Below are 16447 nucleotides of genomic sequence, written 5' to 3' on the forward strand. Positions count from 1 at the left end.
GATCCCTGACGCGCACGTCAGTCAGGGGGTCCGGCGATGGCGATGACGAAGCCGCTCGTGATCGACGCCGACGGCCACACGATGGAGCCCGACGACCTGTGGACGCAGCGGATGGACGCGTCGCGGTGGGGCGACTGGATCCCGCGCAAGGGCGTCGAGGACGGCTGCTACGAGATCACGTACACGGGGGGCGTCGTGCGCGCCGGCGGCCGGGAGCTGCAGGATCGGCTGGCCGCGGGCGCGGGCATCACGCCGCAGCAGTTCTACGACCTGCTCGCGAGCCTGCGCGTCCCCGGCGGCTACGACCCGCACGCGCGCCTCGCCGACATGGATCGCGACGGCATCGACGTCGCGGTGCTGTACCCCAGCCAGGCGATGTTCTTCGGCCCGCTCGACCCGATCCCCGCGTTGCGCGACATCGACTTCGTGGCGGACTGCATCCGCGCGTACAACGACTGGGTCGCCGAGTACTGCTCGGCCGCGCCGACGCGCCTGTTCGCGATGGCGGCCGTCCCACTGCAGGACGTCGACCGCGCGGTCGCCGAGTTGCAGCGCGCGGTGGACGACCTCGGGTTGCGCGGCGCGTTCATCCGCCCGTCTGCGTACGTCGACGAGTTGCCGTTGAGCCACCCGGTGTACGACCCGTTCTGGGCGGCCGCGCAGGAGCTCGACGTCCCGGTCGCGCTGCACCCCGGCGTGCACGTCGACACGCCCGGCGCGTGCCGCAAGTTCGGCCTCGTCGCCGACAGCGAGAACATGATGGTCACGAACTCGTCGGTGGACGAGCTGCACGGCGGATCGGGGCTCGGCCAGGCCGTCGGCAACACCGTCGACATGGTGGTGACGATGGGTCGCCTGCTCATGGGCGGGGTGTGCGAGCGGTTCCCGCGCTTGCGCTTCCTCTTCCTCGAGGCGGGTGGCGGGTGGATCCCGACCCAGCTCGAGCGCATGGACGAGCAGGTGAAGGCGTTCCCGCTCGAGAAGCGGTGGCTCAGCCTCCTGCCGAGCGAGTACTTCAAGCGCCAGTGCTACGCGGGCTTCGAGGCCGAGGAGTGGAACCTCGCCGCGTGCGCGCGGTGGCTCGGGGCGGACCGCGTGCTGTGGGCGTCGGACTATCCGCACCCCGAGTACCACCCCGGGGTCGCGAAGGAGGTCGAGGAGGCGATCGCCGAGCTCACCGACGACGAGCAGGCGCGCATCCTCGGGCGGAACGCCGTCGACGCCTACCGTCTGCCGCTGTGAGCACGCGCGAGACCGGGACCGCCGCGATCGACTTCGACGCGCCGCCCGTCGACTTCGCGCGCCTGCACCACGATCGCGTCGCCAAGCTGCGCGGCGCGATGCAGGCAAACGGCGTCGACTCGCTCGTGCTCCTCGGCCAGTCCAACGTCGTGTACGCCACGGGTGCGCGCGCGCCGGCGGCCGACTCGTCGCTCGCCGCGCACCGTCGCATGGTCGCGATCGTCGAGGCCGGCGACGCGTCGCCGCACCTCTACACGTCGTTCCCTGACGGTGTGCCTGGCGACCTGCCCGTTGACCACGTGCACGACGGCCTCCTCGTCGAGACCGACGCGGGCGCGGCCGAGCTCGTCGTGCGTTGGCCACGTGGTCGCGTCGCGCTCGACGAGTACACGATGCCGCTGCTGCGCGCGCTCGACGGGCGCGAGGTGCTCGACGCCACGGCCGTGACGAGCGCGGCGAAGATCGTGAAGACGGCCGACGAGATCGCGCTCATCCGCACCGCCGAGCTGCTCAACGAGGCGGCCATGCGCGACGTCGAGCCGCTCGTGCAGCCCGGCGTTCACGCGACGGAGCTGAGCGGCCGGTTCCTCCGCCGGATCTTCGAGCTCGGCGCGACCGCGAACACGGTGGACCCGATCTTCCAGCTCATGCCGCACTCGATCGACGACGGTCCGTACAGCGCGACCGGCGACCTCGTCTTCCCGACGGTCACGCGCGACGTCGTGCTGCAGCGTGGCGACGTCGTGTGGGTCGACACCGGCATCAACTACCACGGCTACGCGTCGGACTTCGGCCGGACGTGGATCGTGGGGCAGGAGCCGACCGCCCGGCAGCGCGACCAGTTCGCGCGTTGGCGCGAGGTGATCACGCGCGTCAGCGACGTCGTGCGGCCCGGCGCGTCCGCCGCAGATCTCGTGCGCGCAGCCGGCGAGGTGTACGGACGCCGCCCGTGGCCCGCGCACCTGTACCTCGGTCACGGCATCGGCACCGACAGCGCCGAGATGCCGCTCGTCGGGACGGACCTCGGCCTCGACTTCGACGAGACGTTGGTGCTCGCGGCCGGGATGATCGTGGTGCTCGAGCCGATCGCGTGGGAGGACGGCCACGGCGGATTTCGCGCCGAGGAGATCCTCGCCGTCACCGACGACGGCTGCGAGCCCCTGACCCACTACCACTACTGGCCGTTCGAGACATCATGACGAACGAGCACCTGCAGCGGTGCCTCGACGAGATGGCGCGCGACGACGTGGACGTCCTCGTGCTCGGACGCGAGGCGAACGCGCGGTACGTCTCGGGCGCGACGCGGCTGTGGCTCGCGGGCACGCGGCCGTTCGGGCCCGGGTGCGTCGTCGTCCGCTCGACGGGCGCGGTGCACCTCCTCAGCGGGACGGACGATCTGGTCCCGCTTCCGCGTGACCGCCTGTTCCCGATGAGCTGGAGCCCGGGGAACATCGTGCGCGCGCTGACCGCGATCCCGGGCGTCGCCGACGCGCACCGCATTGCTGTCGACTCGCTCACCCCCGGGTTCGACGGGCTGCTGCGCGACGCGCTGCCGGACGCCCGGCTCGTCGACGGCTCCGACCTCGTCGCGCGGGTGCGCCGCTTCAAGACCGCGGACGACGTCGTCGCGATCCGCGACGCGGTCGCGGTCGCCGAGCATGCGCTGTCGTGCGCGCTCGGTTCGCTGCGTCCCGGCGTCCGCGAGCGCGACCTCGTCGGCGCGTTCGTCGAGGCGTCGTCCGAGCAGGGCGTGACGACACCCGCGTTCGACCCGGTGTTCTCCGTGGTGGTCGACGGCTCGGCGCGCGCGTTCGCGACGGCCCGCACGGTCGCCGCCGGCGACCTCGTCGACGCGACCGTCGGCGTGCTCGCGCACGGCTGGGAGGGACGGCTCGCGCGGACGTGGGTGTGCGGCGAGCCCGGCGACGCGCCGCGGGACGCGTGGCGGGCGTGGACGAACCAGCGCGACCGGATCGTCCCGCTCGTACGTCCGGGCACGCGCGTGGGCGATCTCCAATGCGGCGACGGCGTCGAGATCCGTGGCGTCGGGACGGGCGACGAGCTGCTCGACGACGACGTCACGCTCGCGCCCGGCATCGTCGTCGCGGTCTCGATCCGTCACGCGGGCGTCCACGTGGAGGACACGCTGCTCGTCACCGAGACCGGTTACGAACGGCTCACGACGTTCCCGTACGGCCCCCTGGCCGACGCGGCGTCCTGACCCGTCACCCCGTTCATGCGTCGCTCGTTGTCGCTCTACGACGCTGAACGACGCATGAAGGTTCCGGGGGTCAGGCGCGCACCACGCGGACGAGGTCGGTCGTGCCGGCACCGCTCCCGGGTGAGCCGGCGACGACCGCGACGAGCCGCCCCTGCTGCACGAGCCCGGCGGCGCGCGCGTCGTCGATCGCGCGCTCGACGACGTCGTCCGTGTCGCCGCTCTCGCTGCCCCGGCACGCCTGCACGCCCCACGTCACGCCGAGACCGGCGAGCACGTGCTCGGAGGGTGACAGCGCGACGATCGGCACCCGCGGCCGGAACGCGGCCAGCCGGCGTGGCGTCGCTCCCGTACGGGTCGGGCTGAGGATCGCGGCGACGCCCAGGTCCTCGGCCGCCGCGATCGCCGCGTGCGCGACCGCCCATCCCGTCGCGTCGTCACCGCCGAGCGCGCCGGCCGGTGTCGCGCGCGCACGGGGCCACGCCTCGGCCGCCACCGCGACGCGTGCCATCGTCGTGACCGTCTGGACGGGATACGCGCCGACCGCGGTCTCCTCCGACAGCATCAGCGCGTCCGTCCCGTCGAGCACCGCGTTCGCGACGTCCGTCACCTCGGCACGCGTCGGCAGCGGCGCGTCCGTCATCGACTCGAGCATCTGCGTCGCGGTGATGACGGGCGTCCCCGACAGGTTGCACACCTGGATGATCTCCTTCTGCAGCAACGCGACGCGCGCCAGGTCGACCTGGATCCCGAGGTCACCGCGCGCCACCATCACCGCGTCGGCCGCGGCGACGATCGCGGTGAGGTCGCCGAGCGCCGCGCGCGTCTCGATCTTCGCGACGAGCTGCGGGGGCCGCGGATGCGCACTGACACGACGGCGCATCGCGGCGACGTCGTCCGCCGATCGGACGAACGACAGGCCGACGAAGTCGGCGCCGATCGCGGCCGCCATGTCGAGCGCGGCCTCGTCGGCTGCCGTGAACGGCGGGACGCGCCGCTCGGCACCGGGCACGAACATGCCCTTGCGGGACCGCAGGGCGCCGCCGCGCACGACGTCGGTCACGACGTCGTCGCCGTCGACGCGCGTGACGTGGAGCGCGATCGCGCCGTCGGCCAGGTAGATGTCGTCGCCGGGTCCGACGAACGACGCGAGCTCGGGGATCGTCGTCGCGACCCGGCCGGCGTCGCCCGGGCCTTCCGTCGGGCCGAGCACGAAGATCGCTCCCGGTTCGAGCTCGACCTCGCCGTCGACGACCGCACCCGTGCGCATCTTCGGTCCCGGCAGGTCGACGAGCACGCCGACGGTCACGCCGACCGTGCCGGCCTGCTCACGCGCGGTCGCCGCCGTCGCGACGTGGACGTCGGGCCGGTCGTGCGCCGCGTTCAGACGGACGACGTCCGCACCCGCCTCGACCACGCCGCGCACGGTCGCCGGATCGCGCGTCGCGGGACCGAGCGTGGCCACGATGCGGGTGCGGCGCATGCACCCATCGTCCACCGTGGCCCGGCGCGACCGGTGGATGAGTGGGACAATCGATCGAGGTTCACCCGCGGCGTGAGGAGCAGGCATGGACGCGCACGACGACGACCTCCGGTCGGGCACGCTCGACGAGCTCGCCGAGACGATCTCCGATGCCGACAAGCGCGACGCGATCCACGCGGTGCGGTCGGTCGGCGACACCTTGTTCACGTGGAACTACGAGCAGAGCCGTCCCGCCCTCGTGAAGCTGTACGAGAAGGCAAAGACGTCCATGTGGAACGTCGCGACGGACATCGACTGGGACATCGACGTCGACCCGTGGAAGATCGCACGCGACCCGAACAACCCGATGAACACGACGATGGTGATCGACCGCGTGGGGACACCGTTCGAGAAGCTCACCGAGGACGAGTGGTACGACCTCGGTGCCGCCGCCCAGGCCTGGACGCTGTCGCAGTTCATGCACGGCGAGCAGGGCGCGCTCATCTGCACGGCGAAGATCGTCGAGCAGGTGCCGTGGATCGACGCCAAGTACTACGCGGCGACCCAGGTGATGGACGAGGCGCGCCACGTCGAGGTGTACGCGCGCTACCTGAAGACCAAGCTCGCGCACGAGTTCCCGATCAACCTGCACCTGCGCGCGCTGCTCGACGACGTCGTGTCCGACCCGCGCTGGGACATGACGTACCTCGGCATGCAGATCATGATCGAAGGGCTCGCGCTCGCCGCGTTCGGCTTCCAGTACCAGACGTCGCCCGACCCGCTGCTCAAGCAGATCACGCGCTACGTCATGGCCGACGAGGCCCGCCACGTCGCGTTCGGCGTGCTGTCGCTCCAGGAGGCGTATCGCGAGCTCAGCGGCGCCGAGATCCGCGAGCGCCAGGAGTTCTGCTACGAGGCCGCCGTGAAGATGCGCGACCGCTTCCTCACGCAGGAGGTGTGGGAGTGGGCCGGGCTGCCCGTCCGCGAGTGCTGCGATGTCATGCTGCACTCCGAGATGCAGCGGGAGTTCCGCAAGCTGCTGTTCTCGAAGATCGTCCCGAACCTGAAGAAGCTCGGGCTCCTCGACGCCGGCGACGGTTGGCTGCGGGCGCGCTTCGGCGAGCTCGGCGTCCTGCAATTCGAGGACTGGGAGGACACCGGCGCGGAGTACGAGCGCATGCAGCTCGAGACCGCGTGAGCGCGCGCGGGTAGAACGCGCGCCTCACCTACCGCCGCGTTGGTACACAAGTCGCGGTCATAGGCGCGACTTGTGTACCAACGGCGCGACCGGGTGGCCGTCTCAGCTCGTGGATCGGACGAAGTCGACGACGACGCGGGCGAGCTCCTCGCCCTTGTCCTCCTGGAGGAAGTGCCCGCCGCCCGTGATCGTCGGGTGCGCGCGCCCGCGGGCCCCCGGAACGACCGACTGGAACACCTTCTCGCCGCCGCGCGTGATCGCGTCCTGGTCGCTGAACGCGGTGAGGAACGGCTTCTCCCACGCCTCGAAGACCTTCCACGCCTCGCGGTTCGGCTCGGCGGCCGGGTCGTCGGGTGACGTCGGCACCAGCATCGGGAACTGGCGGGCTCCCTCCTTGTAGGAGTCGTCCGGGAACGGCGCGTCGTACGCCGCGACGACCGCGTCGGACAGCTTCGACGTGCAGCCCCCCTTCACGATCCCGCCGACGTGGAAGTCCGGCGTCTCCTGCGAGTAGCGCTGCCACGCGAGGAACGCGTCACCGGGATGGCGGTCGCCGGTCGGCAGGAACGTGTTCGCGGCGACGACGCGCGCGAACCGGTCCGGCTCGGCCGCGACGATCCGGAGACCGATCAGCCCGCCCCAGTCCTGGCCGACGAACGTCGCGTCCCGCAGGTCGATCGCGTCGACGGCCGCGCGCATCCAGTCGACGTGGCGCTGGTAGGTGTAGTCGGTCCGCTTCGCAGGCTTGTCGGAGCGGCCGAAGCCGACCTGGTCGATCGCGACCGCGCGCAACCCGGCATCCGTGATGACGGGGATCATCGTGCGGTACAGGTAGCTCCACGACGGCTCACCGTGCAGCAGGAGCACCGGCGGCGCGTCTCGCGGTCCCTCGTCGACGTAGTGCACGCGCAGCGTCTCGCCGCCGGGCGCACCGGCGTCGCGGGCGACGTCGACGTAGCGCGGCTCGTAGGGCCAGTCGGGCAGGTTGCGGAAGCGGTCGTCGGGTGTGCGCAGCACGTCCATCAGGAGTCCCTCCGTCTGTTCACGATCGCGTGGACCGTCTCGGTCATCGTGCGGCGCGCGACGGCCGGCGACAGGCCGTGATGCGTCCGCAACGTCTCCCACGCGGGCCAGCCCGTCGCCACGTCGAGTGCGGCGCACACGCGACGCCGTGTGTCCGCCTTCAACGTGGCGAGCTCGGGCGCGAACGCATGCTCGACCTCGCGCCGCTCGTGCCCGCGCGCTGCGTCGAGCAACCGCGCGAGCGCGGGCAGGAACGGTTCGTGGAGCAACGCGGCGCGGCGAACGGGCGCGATCGCCTCGAGCACACGCGCGCGCGACCGGACGAACGCGTCGACCCGGTCCGCGAGCGGCGCGCCGGCCGGGACGTCCTCCACGAGCGAGCCGAACCGCTCGGTCTGCCGGTGCGCGGCGGCGGCGAAGAGGTCGTCGAGGTCGTCGAAGTGCACGTACACGGAGCGGGCCGAGATGCCGGCGCGCTCCGCGATGCGGCCGACGGTGGGTCGCAGCTCACCCTCCTCGAGCAGCGTGAGCAGCGCGTCGACGACGGCGGCCCGGGTCCGCGCCGAGCGCGCCGCACGCCCGTCGACCGGGATCTCCACCGTCACGTACGAGAGGCTATGGATTTTTCAGACCCTCTGCAATAGGTTTCCCTGGGCGACACGACGACGCGCGGGAGGCCCGCATGAACGTCCTGCTCCTCACGACGGATCAGCAGCGCGCCGACTCGATCGGCGCGTACGGCAACCCGGTCTGCCGGACGCCGAACATCGACGCGCTGGCCGCGGCCGGGACCCGCTTCGACGCCGCGCGCACCCAGAACCCGTTCTGCCAGCCGGCGCGCGCCACGATCCTCACCGGGACCTACCCGTCGACGCACGGGGTGACGTGCAACGGCATCGATCTGCCGGAGCGCGCCGTCGACGCGTCGGTCGCGACGCACCTCGCGAGCGCGGGCATGCGGACCGCGCTGTTCGGCAAGGCGCACTTCGCGTCCGTGTTCCCGTTCGTGCCGACCGGGCGGCTCGAGTCGGTCGAGGGCTCGATGACCATGCCCGACGGGTGGACGGGGCCGTACTTCGGCTTCGAGCACGTCGAGCTCGTCCTGTTCGGGCACAACCTCCGGATGGCGCCGCTGCAGGGCAACTGGAACTGGTGCTTCGGCCCCGCCCCCATGGGTCTGCACTACGGGCGCTTCCTGTTCCGCGACGGGGCCGACAAGGGGCGCGCGCGTCTCGCCGCCATGCAGCCCGAGGCCGCGGGCCGGGCTTGGGACCGGACGCAGACGTGGCGGAACCGCCTCGACGAGGAGGATCACCCGACGACCTGGATCGCCGAGCGCGCGATCGAGTGGCTGCGCGACGTCGACGGTCCGTTCTTCGCGTGGGTGAGCTTCACCGACCCGCACCATCCGATGGACGCGCCCGAGCCGTGGTGCGACGAGTACGCGCCCGAGGACGTGCTCGAGGTGCTCCCCGAGCCGCACCCCGACGAGTTCGACGCGAAGCCGCCCTTGCACCGCTTCTGGACGACCGGCGGCGGCGCGGGCTCGCTGTTCGACTTCGCCAATCCCGGCGGTGCGAACTACTCGCGTGAGGAGCTCGCGCTGATGACCGCGGGCTACTACGGCATGGTCACCCAGATCGACCACCAGATCGGCCGTGTCCTCGCGGTGCTCGACGAGCGCGGCATGGCCGACGACACGCTCGTGATCATGACGACCGACCACGGCGAGTTCCTCGGGCACCACCAGATGATGTTCAAGGGGCCGTTGCACTACGACGACCTGCTGCGCGTCCCGTTGATCGCGCGGGGGCCCGGCTTCGACCCGGGCGCGGTGCGCGACGACCCGGTCGGCACGATCGACCTCGCGGCGACCGCGCTCCGAGCGGTCGGCGTGCCCGTGCCCGACCACATGGAGGGTCGCCCCCTGCACGACACGTCCGCGCGCGACGCCGTGTTGACCGAGGACGACTTCGACATCGTCTTCAAGACGTCGTTGCGGACGATCACGACGCGCCGGCACAAGCTCACGAACAACCTCGACGTCGCCGACGGAGGCGTGCTGTACGACCTCGAGGACGACCCCGGCGAGCTCGTGAACCGGTGGGCCGACCCCGCGTGCAAGGCGGTGCGCGAGGACCTCCTCGCCCGGCTCGCCGAGCTGACGGCTCGTCCGGTCCACCACGAGCCGAAGGTCGGCATCGTGGGCTGATCGGCTCATTTCGACCACGAACTGTGGTCGTCTCGCCGCGATGAGCGTACGATCCGCGGCACATGTCCGATTCCTGCGCCGTCCTCGCGCGCGCCCGCGCCCAGGCCGCCCTCCTCGTCGTGCTGCTCGTCACCGCCGTCGTCGGCCTCGTTGCCGCGCCTGCCGGCGCGGCCGCGGCGGGACCGCACAGCGATGCCCTGGCCGCCCTGGCGCGCTCCTGGCAGGACGCGCGAGCCGCGGTGACGCTCGACCGCCTCGGACTCGGTGCCGCCCAGGCCACCCTCGCCACGGCGCAGGCGGCGTACGACACGGTCGACGCGACCGTCGCCGCGGGCGGTCCGACGCGCCGACTCGACCCCCGTGACGGCAGCGTCGGGTCGAGGGCGCTGTTCGACGCGCGAGACGCCGCGCTGGCCGCTCGCGATCAGGCCGCGACCGGTGTGGCACTGCGCGGTGCGGCGTTGATCGATGCCACGCAGCGCGCGACCGCGGCCGAGGACGCCGTGGTCGGCGAGGTCAGACGACGCGAGCACGTCGACGCTCCGCGGTTGCGGGCGGCGTGGGACGCGGCGCCCGACGCGGATCTCGACGTCGTCGCGTTCGCGCTCGCGCAGGCAGGCAAGCCGTACGTCTTCGCGGCAGCCGGTCCCGACGCGTACGACTGCTCGGGGCTGACCATGGCCGCATGGGCCACGCAAGGCGCGCACCTGGCACACTTCGCCGCCACCCAGTACGGACAAACCGAGCGCATCCGCTCGAACGACCTCCGCCCCGGCGACCTCGTCTTCTTCGGGGACGACCTCGGCCACGTCGGGTTGTACCTCGGCGGTCACCTCATGGTGCACGCGCCGCACACCGGCGACGTCGTGCGCATCGCGTCGGTGAACGGCCGCGACGCGATGCGTACGGGTCGCGTGCGGATCCCGTCCGGGTAGCTACGCGCGGCCGACGCGGCAGGACTGCCCTGTCCGCGCGGTGGGTAGGCGGCTTGCCACGCCGACCTTCCGCGGCGATCATGCAGGGTTCACGACGCGGCGCCGCGATACGGATTCCCCCCACGTATGACGAAGCGACAGGCACGGAGAGGCGGCATCGTCGTCCTCACGCTCGCGGTGCTCGGTGGCATCGGCGCGGCCACGTGGCGGCTCGCGCCCTCGTCGTCGAGCGAGCACGCGCAGAGTGCGACGGCGAAGCGCGTCACGTCGTCCGCTCCTGCCGCCGTGACGTTCACGCCGCCCGACGGCGCGACGGGCGTCGCGCTGTCGCAGCGCGTGCAGGTGCAGGTCGATCACGCGCGCATCCTCGGTGCGCAGCTGCGTGATCCCGCGGGCGTCACCGTCGCGGGCATGACCGTCGCCGACGGCTCCCTGTGGTACGCGGGAGCACCGTCGCTCGAGCCGTCGACGCGCTACCAGATCGACGTGCGCGTCGTCGACGACCACGGTCGCCAGCGTGACGTGCAGTCGGCGTTCACCACGTTGACGCCGAGCGCGAACCTGTCGTGGACCATGACGCCGGGCGACAACGACACCGTCGGCGTCGGGATGCCGGTGATCGTCAAGTTCCACCAGTCGGTCGCGGACAAGGCCGCCGTCGAGCAGCACCTCGTCGTGCAGGCGTCGAAGCCCATCACGGGTGCGTGGCACTGGTTCGGCGACAAGGAGGTCGACTTCCGGCCGGCGACGTACTGGCCCGCGAACACCGATGTCGCCGTCATCGCCGACATGAGCGGCGTCGACGCCGGCAACGGCGTGTGGGGCAGCGACCTTCACAGCGTGCACTTCCACATCGGTGACGCGCACGTGAGCATCGCGGACGCGAACGCGCACACGTTCACGGTCTACGACAACGGCCAGCAGATCGCGTCCTACCCGGCGAGCCTCGGCCGCGAGAAGTACCCGACCATGAGCGGGATCCACATCGTGCTCAACAAGCAGCCGAGCGTGGTCATGGACTCCGCGACGAACGGGATCCCGCGCAACTCGCCCGACGGCTACTACGAGACCGTGTTCCAGGACGTGGCGATCAGCGATCACGGCGAGTACGTGCACGCGGCGCCGTGGTCCGTGAGCGAGCAGGGGCACACGAACGTCTCGCACGGTTGCGTGAACCTCGCGCCCGACGCCGCCGCCAACTTCTTCAACTTCAGCCAGCGCGGCGACATCGTGAACGTCGTGGGCACGGGCCGCCCGCCCGACACGACCGACACCGCGATGAAGGACTGGAACATGACGTGGGCGCAGTGGGTCGCGGGCAGCGCGCTCCCGCACACGCCCGGACCCAACCCGTCGACCGTCATTCGCTGATCCCCGCCCCGCGTCGTACGCTGCGCCGGTCCGGGCGCGGCCGGGGGGAGGCACGCATGACGAGATGGATGCGCGCGGTGCTCGTTGCGCTCGGCGCGCTCGCGACGGCGGTCGTTCCCGCGAGCGTCGCGTCGGCACACGACGCGAACGCGAACGCGCACGACGCAAAACCGCGCACGCTCCAGGTCGGTACGTGGCACCGCAGGCAAGGGCAGTACACGTCGATCCAGGCCGCGGTCGACGCCGCCCGGCCGGGAGACTGGATCCTCGTCGCGCCCGGCGACTACCACGAGCGGGGCGACTACACCGGCCATCTCGTCGCGCCCGACGTGTCGGGCGCGGGCGTGATGATCCGCACACCCGACATCCACCTGCGCGGCCTCGATCGCAACCGCGTGATCGTCGACGGTACGAAGCCCGGCTCGGCGCCGTGCGACGCCTCACCGGCCGCGCAGGACCCGGGGCCGCCGGGACCCGACAGCCGGCCGCTCGGGCGCAACGGCGTCGAGGTCTACGAGGCCGACGGCGTGACCGTCGAGAACATGACCGTGTGCAACTTCCTGACCGGCGCGGGCGGCGGCGGCAACCAGGTGTGGTTCAACGGCGGAGACGGCAGCGGCTCGGTGCACCTCGGCTCGTACCGCGGCGCGTACCTGTCCGCGACGAGCACCTACTACGGCGGCGCCAACGCGCCCGCGGGCGAGTACGGGATCTTCGCGAGCAACTCACGCGGGCCGGGCCTCATCGCGCACACGTACGCGAGCAACATGGCCGACGCGAGCTACTACATCGGCGCCTGTCCCGACTGCAACGCGGTCGTCACCGACGCGCACGCACAGAACTCGGCGCTCGGGTACTCGGGGACGAACTCCGGCGGTCACCTCGTGCTCGAGGACTCGGAGTGGGACCACAACAAGACCGGCATCTCGACGAACAGCCAGAACAACGACGACGCGCCGCCGCCGCAGGACGGCTCGTGCCCGGGAACGTCCGGCGCGCGCTCGTGCACGTTCTTCCGCGACAACTGGATCCACGACAACGACAACCCGAACGTCCCCGGCTCGGGGACCGCGGAGCTCGGACCCGTCGGCACGGGGATCGTCGTCGCCGGCGGCCGCTTCGACACGATCACGGGCAACCGCATCGAGCGCAACGGCGCGTGGGGCGTGCTGCTCGTCCCGTATCCCGACACGGAGACGCCGCCTCCGATCGCGCACTGCCAGGGCGGGACGCAGCAGTCGCCGGGGCTCTGCTACTTCGACGACTGGGGCAACGAGGTCGCCCACAACGACTTCGCGAGCAACGGCGGTTTCGGCAACGTGACCAACGGTGACCTCGGGGACGTGAGCGGGCTCCACACCCCGGGCAACTGCTGGCACGACAACCGCGATCGTTCGGGGGTCGTGTCGAGCGCGCCGGCGAACCTGCAGACGACCCACGCGACGTGCGGCGTCGCGAACCAGGGCGCCGACCTGTCGAGCCCGCTCGCCGCGCAGGTCATCTGCGACACGCAGGTGTTCGGGCCCTGTGCCGACACGCCGGGGATGCACTACCCGCGCCAGACGGTCGTGCAGCTGATGCCGTTGCCGCGCGAGCGGACGATGGACGACGTCTGCGACGACGTGCCGTCGGGTTCCTGGTGTCACGGGAACGACCACCCGTCGCACCATCGGCACGTTCACGACGACTGACAGAAGGAGCGGCCGGCGGGGGTACCGGCCGCTCCTTCGTCTCCGCGCGCCAGGGGTGGCGCGTCCGGTTCAGGCTGCGATGCTCGACTGCTGCGCGTCGCCGCCGGTGCCGTTCGTCGTCGCGGGCGCGTGCTGACCGCGTGTCCGGTTGACGAGCTTGTCGACGGCCTGGGGGAGTCGCTGCTCGATCTTCTGGACCTGGTCCGCGGTGAGCTTGCCGCTCGACTGGAGGCTCGAGAGCTGCTTCGTCGCGGCGTCGACGATGGCCTTGCTCACCGTGTCGGGCGAGACGTTGTGCTCGTTCGCGACGTCCGCGATCGACTTCCCGGACCGCAGCTCCTGCACGAGGGTCGCGCGGTCGATGTGGATCGTGTCCGCCGCGGTCTGCAGCGCGCCCTTCAGCACCTGCTGGCGCAACCGTGCGCGCGCCGTGCCCTTCGCCGTGCCCTTGTGGTTGACGAGCTTGTCGACGGCCTGGGGGAGTCGCTGCTCGATCTTCTGGACCTGGTCGGCGGTGAGCTTGCCGCTCGACTGGAGGCTCGAGAGCCGGTTGGTCGCGGCGTCGACGATGGCCTTGCTCACGGTGTCGGGCGAGACGTTGTGCTCGTTCGCGACGTCCGCGATCGACTTCCCGGAGCGAAGCTCCTGCACGAGGGTCTTGCGGTCGACGTGGATCGTGTCCGCCGCGGTCTTGACGGCGAGCGCGGCGAGCATGCGCCGCAGGGCGGGGTGCGCGCCGGTGGCGGTCGCGGCGGCCGCGGTCACAGCGTCGGGGGTCGCGGCCGGCCCGGACGACGTGCCGCCGCCCGAGGTCGCCGACCAGGCCACCCCGACGCCGCCGAGCACGACGGCTGCGACGACGAGTGCGACGAGGGTCTTCTTCATCGTGTCCTCCTGAAGGGGGCGTGTCGACGCTCAGTCAACGGCACCCTTGTGAGGACCGTGTGAAGTGCGGGCGAGGAGTCGGCCAGGCCGGCCGGCGCCCGCGCGGCCGTCAGCCCTGGATGCGGGTGCGGGTGCGGGCCCGGCGGTGCATCGCGTAGCCCACGCCGATCGCGACGACGCCGATCGCCGTGAGACCGGCGATGTCGGCACCGGTGAACGGCAGCGACGAGCCGTTCGAGGCCTGCGCGCCCTCGACGGCCGTCGTCGCGCCAGCCGTCGTCGGCGTGGTCGTCTCGCCGAGCACGCTCGCGGGCGGCTGGCAGTTCGGGTAGCAAGTCGTCTGCGTCGCGCTCGCGGCCCACGCGACCGTTGGCAGCGCGAGCACGAACAGCGCGGCGGCCACCGCCACCATCCAACGGGCGTGCTTGATCGCGACCTTCATCGCCGGCCCCTCCACTTCCTGGCGTGCGCATGTCAGCGTACCCGAGCGCCCGACACGTTTCGTCGATGGCCCGCCACACCGCGGCGCAGACGGGTCCCGGTGCGCGCTGGAAGAATGCACCATTGTTCCGATGTCGCCTGCTGAGTAGCGTCCGCGCGCTCGTCGCGGCCCGCTCAAGGCACCTCGCGAACGGGTCGATATCCCCGGCTGATCATGCGTCTGCGCCGCTGCCTCCCGTCGCTCGTCGCTGCTCTCGCGCTCGCCGCCGCGCTCGTCGTCCCCGTCGTCGCGGGCAGCACGCCCGCGGGAGCGGTCGACACGAGCGGCCAGCCGGTGATGGGAACGTCGAGACTGACCGCCGCGCAGCTCGCCGCGTTCTTCCGCGCGAACACGAGCTCCGCGTATCGCGCGACGGTGCCGATCGACGTCCTCGCGCAGTACTACGTCGACGAGGGGAACGCGGAGAACGTGCGCGGCGACGTCGCGTTCGCGCAGTCGATCGTCGAGACGGGCTGGTTCGACTTCCCGGACTACGGGATGGTCCGGCCCTGGTACAACAACTTCGCCGGCATGAACGCGTGCGGCGGGTGCACCGTGTTCCAGGCGCCGACGGCGCAGCTCGGCGTGCGCGCGCAGATCCAGCACTTGCGGCTCTACGCGGACCCGACCGTGACGTGGCAGCAGCTCCACTTCCCGCTCGTCGACCCGCTCGGCCCCACCGGTTACAACACGTTCTTCAAGCGCGGCGTCGCGCCCACGTGGAGCCAGATGGGCAACGGCAACTGGGCGATGGACCCGACGTACGCGACGAAGGTGCTCGGGCTCTACAACCGGATGCTGCTCTTCGCCGGTCTGCCGAGCGCCTGTCCGCCTGACGCGCTCGGCGTCGGCAGCCCGTTCTTCGCGGTCGGCTGCCCGCTCGCGCTGCGCCAGCCCGGCCGTGCGGTGGCGGCGAACCCGCGCGGCGGCTACTACGTGCTGAACGGCGACGGTCACGTGAGCGCGTTCGGCGGTGCACCGGACTACGGATCGCCGGCGTTCAGCTTCGAGATCGCGCGCGACATCGCCGTGACGCCCGACGGCGGCGGGTACGTGGTGCTCGACGGGTTCGGCGCCGTGCACGAGTTCGGTGACGCGGTGTCGATCCCCGTCCCGAACGCGTACTGGCCGAACTGGGACATCGCGCGTTCGGTCGCGATCACCCGCGACGGTCGCGGGATCGTCGTGCTGGATGCGTGGGGCGGGCTCCACACGTCCGGGACGGCAGCTTCGCTCCCCGCGCCGTCGACGTACTGGCCCGGATGGGACATCGGCCGTGTGGTCGCGCTGTCGTCCGCCGACGGCATCCACTCCACCGGCGTGTACGTGCTCGACGGGTGGGGCGGCCTCCACGTCTCCGGGACGGCGCGCCCGTTCGCGTTGCCGTACTGGCACGGGTGGGACATCGCTCGGTCGCTATTCGTCCAGGCGGACGGTTCCGGCCTCGCGGTCCTGGACGGCTGGGGCGGTGTCCACGCGACCGGGTCGCTGCGGATCGCGATGGCGAGCGGGTACGTCAGGGCCGACCGCTGGCGCGGGCTGACCGTGGTCCAGGGCGTCGGCTACGTCTCGCTCCGCAGCGACGGGTACGCGGCCACGGAGTGACGGCGCGCGCACACGGCGTCAGTTGCCGCGCGCGATCCACTCGTCGAGGTGGGGTGCCTCGGCGCCGATCGTCGTGTCGTCACCGTGGCCGGTGTGCACGACGGTCTCGTCCGGGAGCGTGAGC

The 16447-nt window shown here is 71.8% G+C and carries 15 protein-coding genes; 9 read left to right on the plus strand and 6 right to left on the minus strand.

What is annotated here, in order from left to right:
• The first annotated feature begins 36 nt into the window (after positions 1–36).
• The 3 genes from VFC33_19140 to VFC33_19150 are packed head-to-tail and all read left to right on the plus strand — an operon-like array spanning position 37 to position 3463.
• A complete protein-coding gene (locus tag VFC33_19140) occupies positions 37–1242 on the plus strand; it encodes an amidohydrolase family protein (GenBank protein ID HZR15360.1) in 1206 nt (401 codons plus the stop codon).
• Positions 1239–2441 carry a Xaa-Pro peptidase family protein gene (locus VFC33_19145; protein ID HZR15361.1) on the plus strand — a complete coding sequence of 401 codons (1203 nt, stop codon included), beginning with the start codon at positions 1239–1241 and terminating at the stop codon, positions 2439–2441. The genes VFC33_19140 and VFC33_19145 overlap by 4 nt, the downstream gene beginning before the upstream one ends.
• Positions 2438–3463 (plus strand): M24 family metallopeptidase, encoded by a 1026-nt coding sequence (locus tag VFC33_19150; GenBank protein ID HZR15362.1) that lies wholly within the window; start codon positions 2438–2440, stop codon positions 3461–3463. The genes VFC33_19145 and VFC33_19150 overlap by 4 nt, the downstream gene beginning before the upstream one ends.
• Positions 3464–3533: 70 nt before the next feature.
• On the opposite strand, the gene pyk is transcribed toward VFC33_19150, so the two are convergent.
• The gene (pyk, locus tag VFC33_19155; GenBank protein ID HZR15363.1) at positions 3534–4943 is read right to left on the minus strand and encodes a pyruvate kinase; all 1410 of its coding nucleotides are present in this window, start codon (positions 4941–4943) and stop codon (positions 3534–3536) included.
• 85 nt (positions 4944–5028) lie between these two features.
• On the opposite strand from pyk, the gene VFC33_19160 reads away from it, so the two are divergent.
• Positions 5029–6120, plus strand: coding sequence for a ferritin-like domain-containing protein (locus VFC33_19160; GenBank protein ID HZR15364.1), 1092 nt, complete (start codon positions 5029–5031; stop codon positions 6118–6120).
• 102 nt (positions 6121–6222) lie between these two features.
• Here the strand turns inward: VFC33_19160 and VFC33_19165 are convergent, their stop codons facing one another.
• A complete protein-coding gene (locus VFC33_19165; protein ID HZR15365.1) occupies positions 6223–7143 on the minus strand; it encodes a haloalkane dehalogenase in 921 nt (306 codons plus the stop codon).
• Positions 7143–7748: a TetR/AcrR family transcriptional regulator gene (locus VFC33_19170; protein HZR15366.1), complete on the minus strand. Its 606-nt coding sequence runs from the start codon at positions 7746–7748 to the stop codon at positions 7143–7145. Before VFC33_19170 ends, VFC33_19165 begins: the two co-directional genes overlap by 1 nt.
• Before the next feature lie 77 nt (positions 7749–7825).
• Here VFC33_19170 and VFC33_19175 point away from each other — a divergent pair, with 77 nt between their 5' ends.
• The 4 genes from VFC33_19175 to VFC33_19190 all read left to right on the plus strand — a co-directional run bounded on the left by VFC33_19175 (position 7826) and on the right by VFC33_19190 (position 13352).
• The gene (locus VFC33_19175; GenBank protein ID HZR15367.1) at positions 7826–9355 is read left to right on the plus strand and encodes a sulfatase-like hydrolase/transferase; all 1530 of its coding nucleotides are present in this window, start codon (positions 7826–7828) and stop codon (positions 9353–9355) included.
• 62 nt (positions 9356–9417) lie between these two features.
• Positions 9418–10290 (plus strand): C40 family peptidase, encoded by an 873-nt coding sequence (locus tag VFC33_19180; GenBank protein HZR15368.1) that lies wholly within the window; start codon positions 9418–9420, stop codon positions 10288–10290.
• Positions 10291–10416: 126 nt separating this feature from the next.
• Complete coding sequence (locus tag VFC33_19185; protein HZR15369.1) at positions 10417–11661, plus strand: Ig-like domain-containing protein; 1245 nt, start codon at positions 10417–10419, stop codon at positions 11659–11661.
• A 56-nt stretch (positions 11662–11717) separates the two neighbouring features.
• The gene (locus tag VFC33_19190; protein ID HZR15370.1) at positions 11718–13352 is read left to right on the plus strand and encodes a hypothetical protein; all 1635 of its coding nucleotides are present in this window, start codon (positions 11718–11720) and stop codon (positions 13350–13352) included.
• A 69-nt stretch (positions 13353–13421) separates the two neighbouring features.
• On the opposite strand, the gene VFC33_19195 is transcribed toward VFC33_19190, so the two are convergent.
• Positions 13422–14237, minus strand: coding sequence for a tape measure protein (locus VFC33_19195; protein HZR15371.1), 816 nt, complete (start codon positions 14235–14237; stop codon positions 13422–13424).
• Positions 14238–14346: 109 nt separating this feature from the next.
• Positions 14347–14679 (minus strand): hypothetical protein, encoded by a 333-nt coding sequence (locus tag VFC33_19200; protein HZR15372.1) that lies wholly within the window; start codon positions 14677–14679, stop codon positions 14347–14349.
• A 213-nt stretch (positions 14680–14892) separates the two neighbouring features.
• On the opposite strand from VFC33_19200, the gene VFC33_19205 reads away from it, so the two are divergent.
• Positions 14893–16323, plus strand: coding sequence for a glucosaminidase domain-containing protein (locus VFC33_19205; protein HZR15373.1), 1431 nt, complete (start codon positions 14893–14895; stop codon positions 16321–16323).
• An 18-nt stretch (positions 16324–16341) separates the two neighbouring features.
• Here VFC33_19205 and VFC33_19210 read toward each other — a convergent pair.
• Positions 16342–16447 (minus strand): MBL fold metallo-hydrolase (locus tag VFC33_19210; protein HZR15374.1); only part of this gene is annotated, 106 nt, incomplete at its 5' end.

Source organism: Acidimicrobiia bacterium (genome assembly GCA_035651955.1).
Taxonomy (GTDB): Bacteria; Actinomycetota; Acidimicrobiia; order IMCC26256; family JAMXLJ01; genus JAMXLJ01.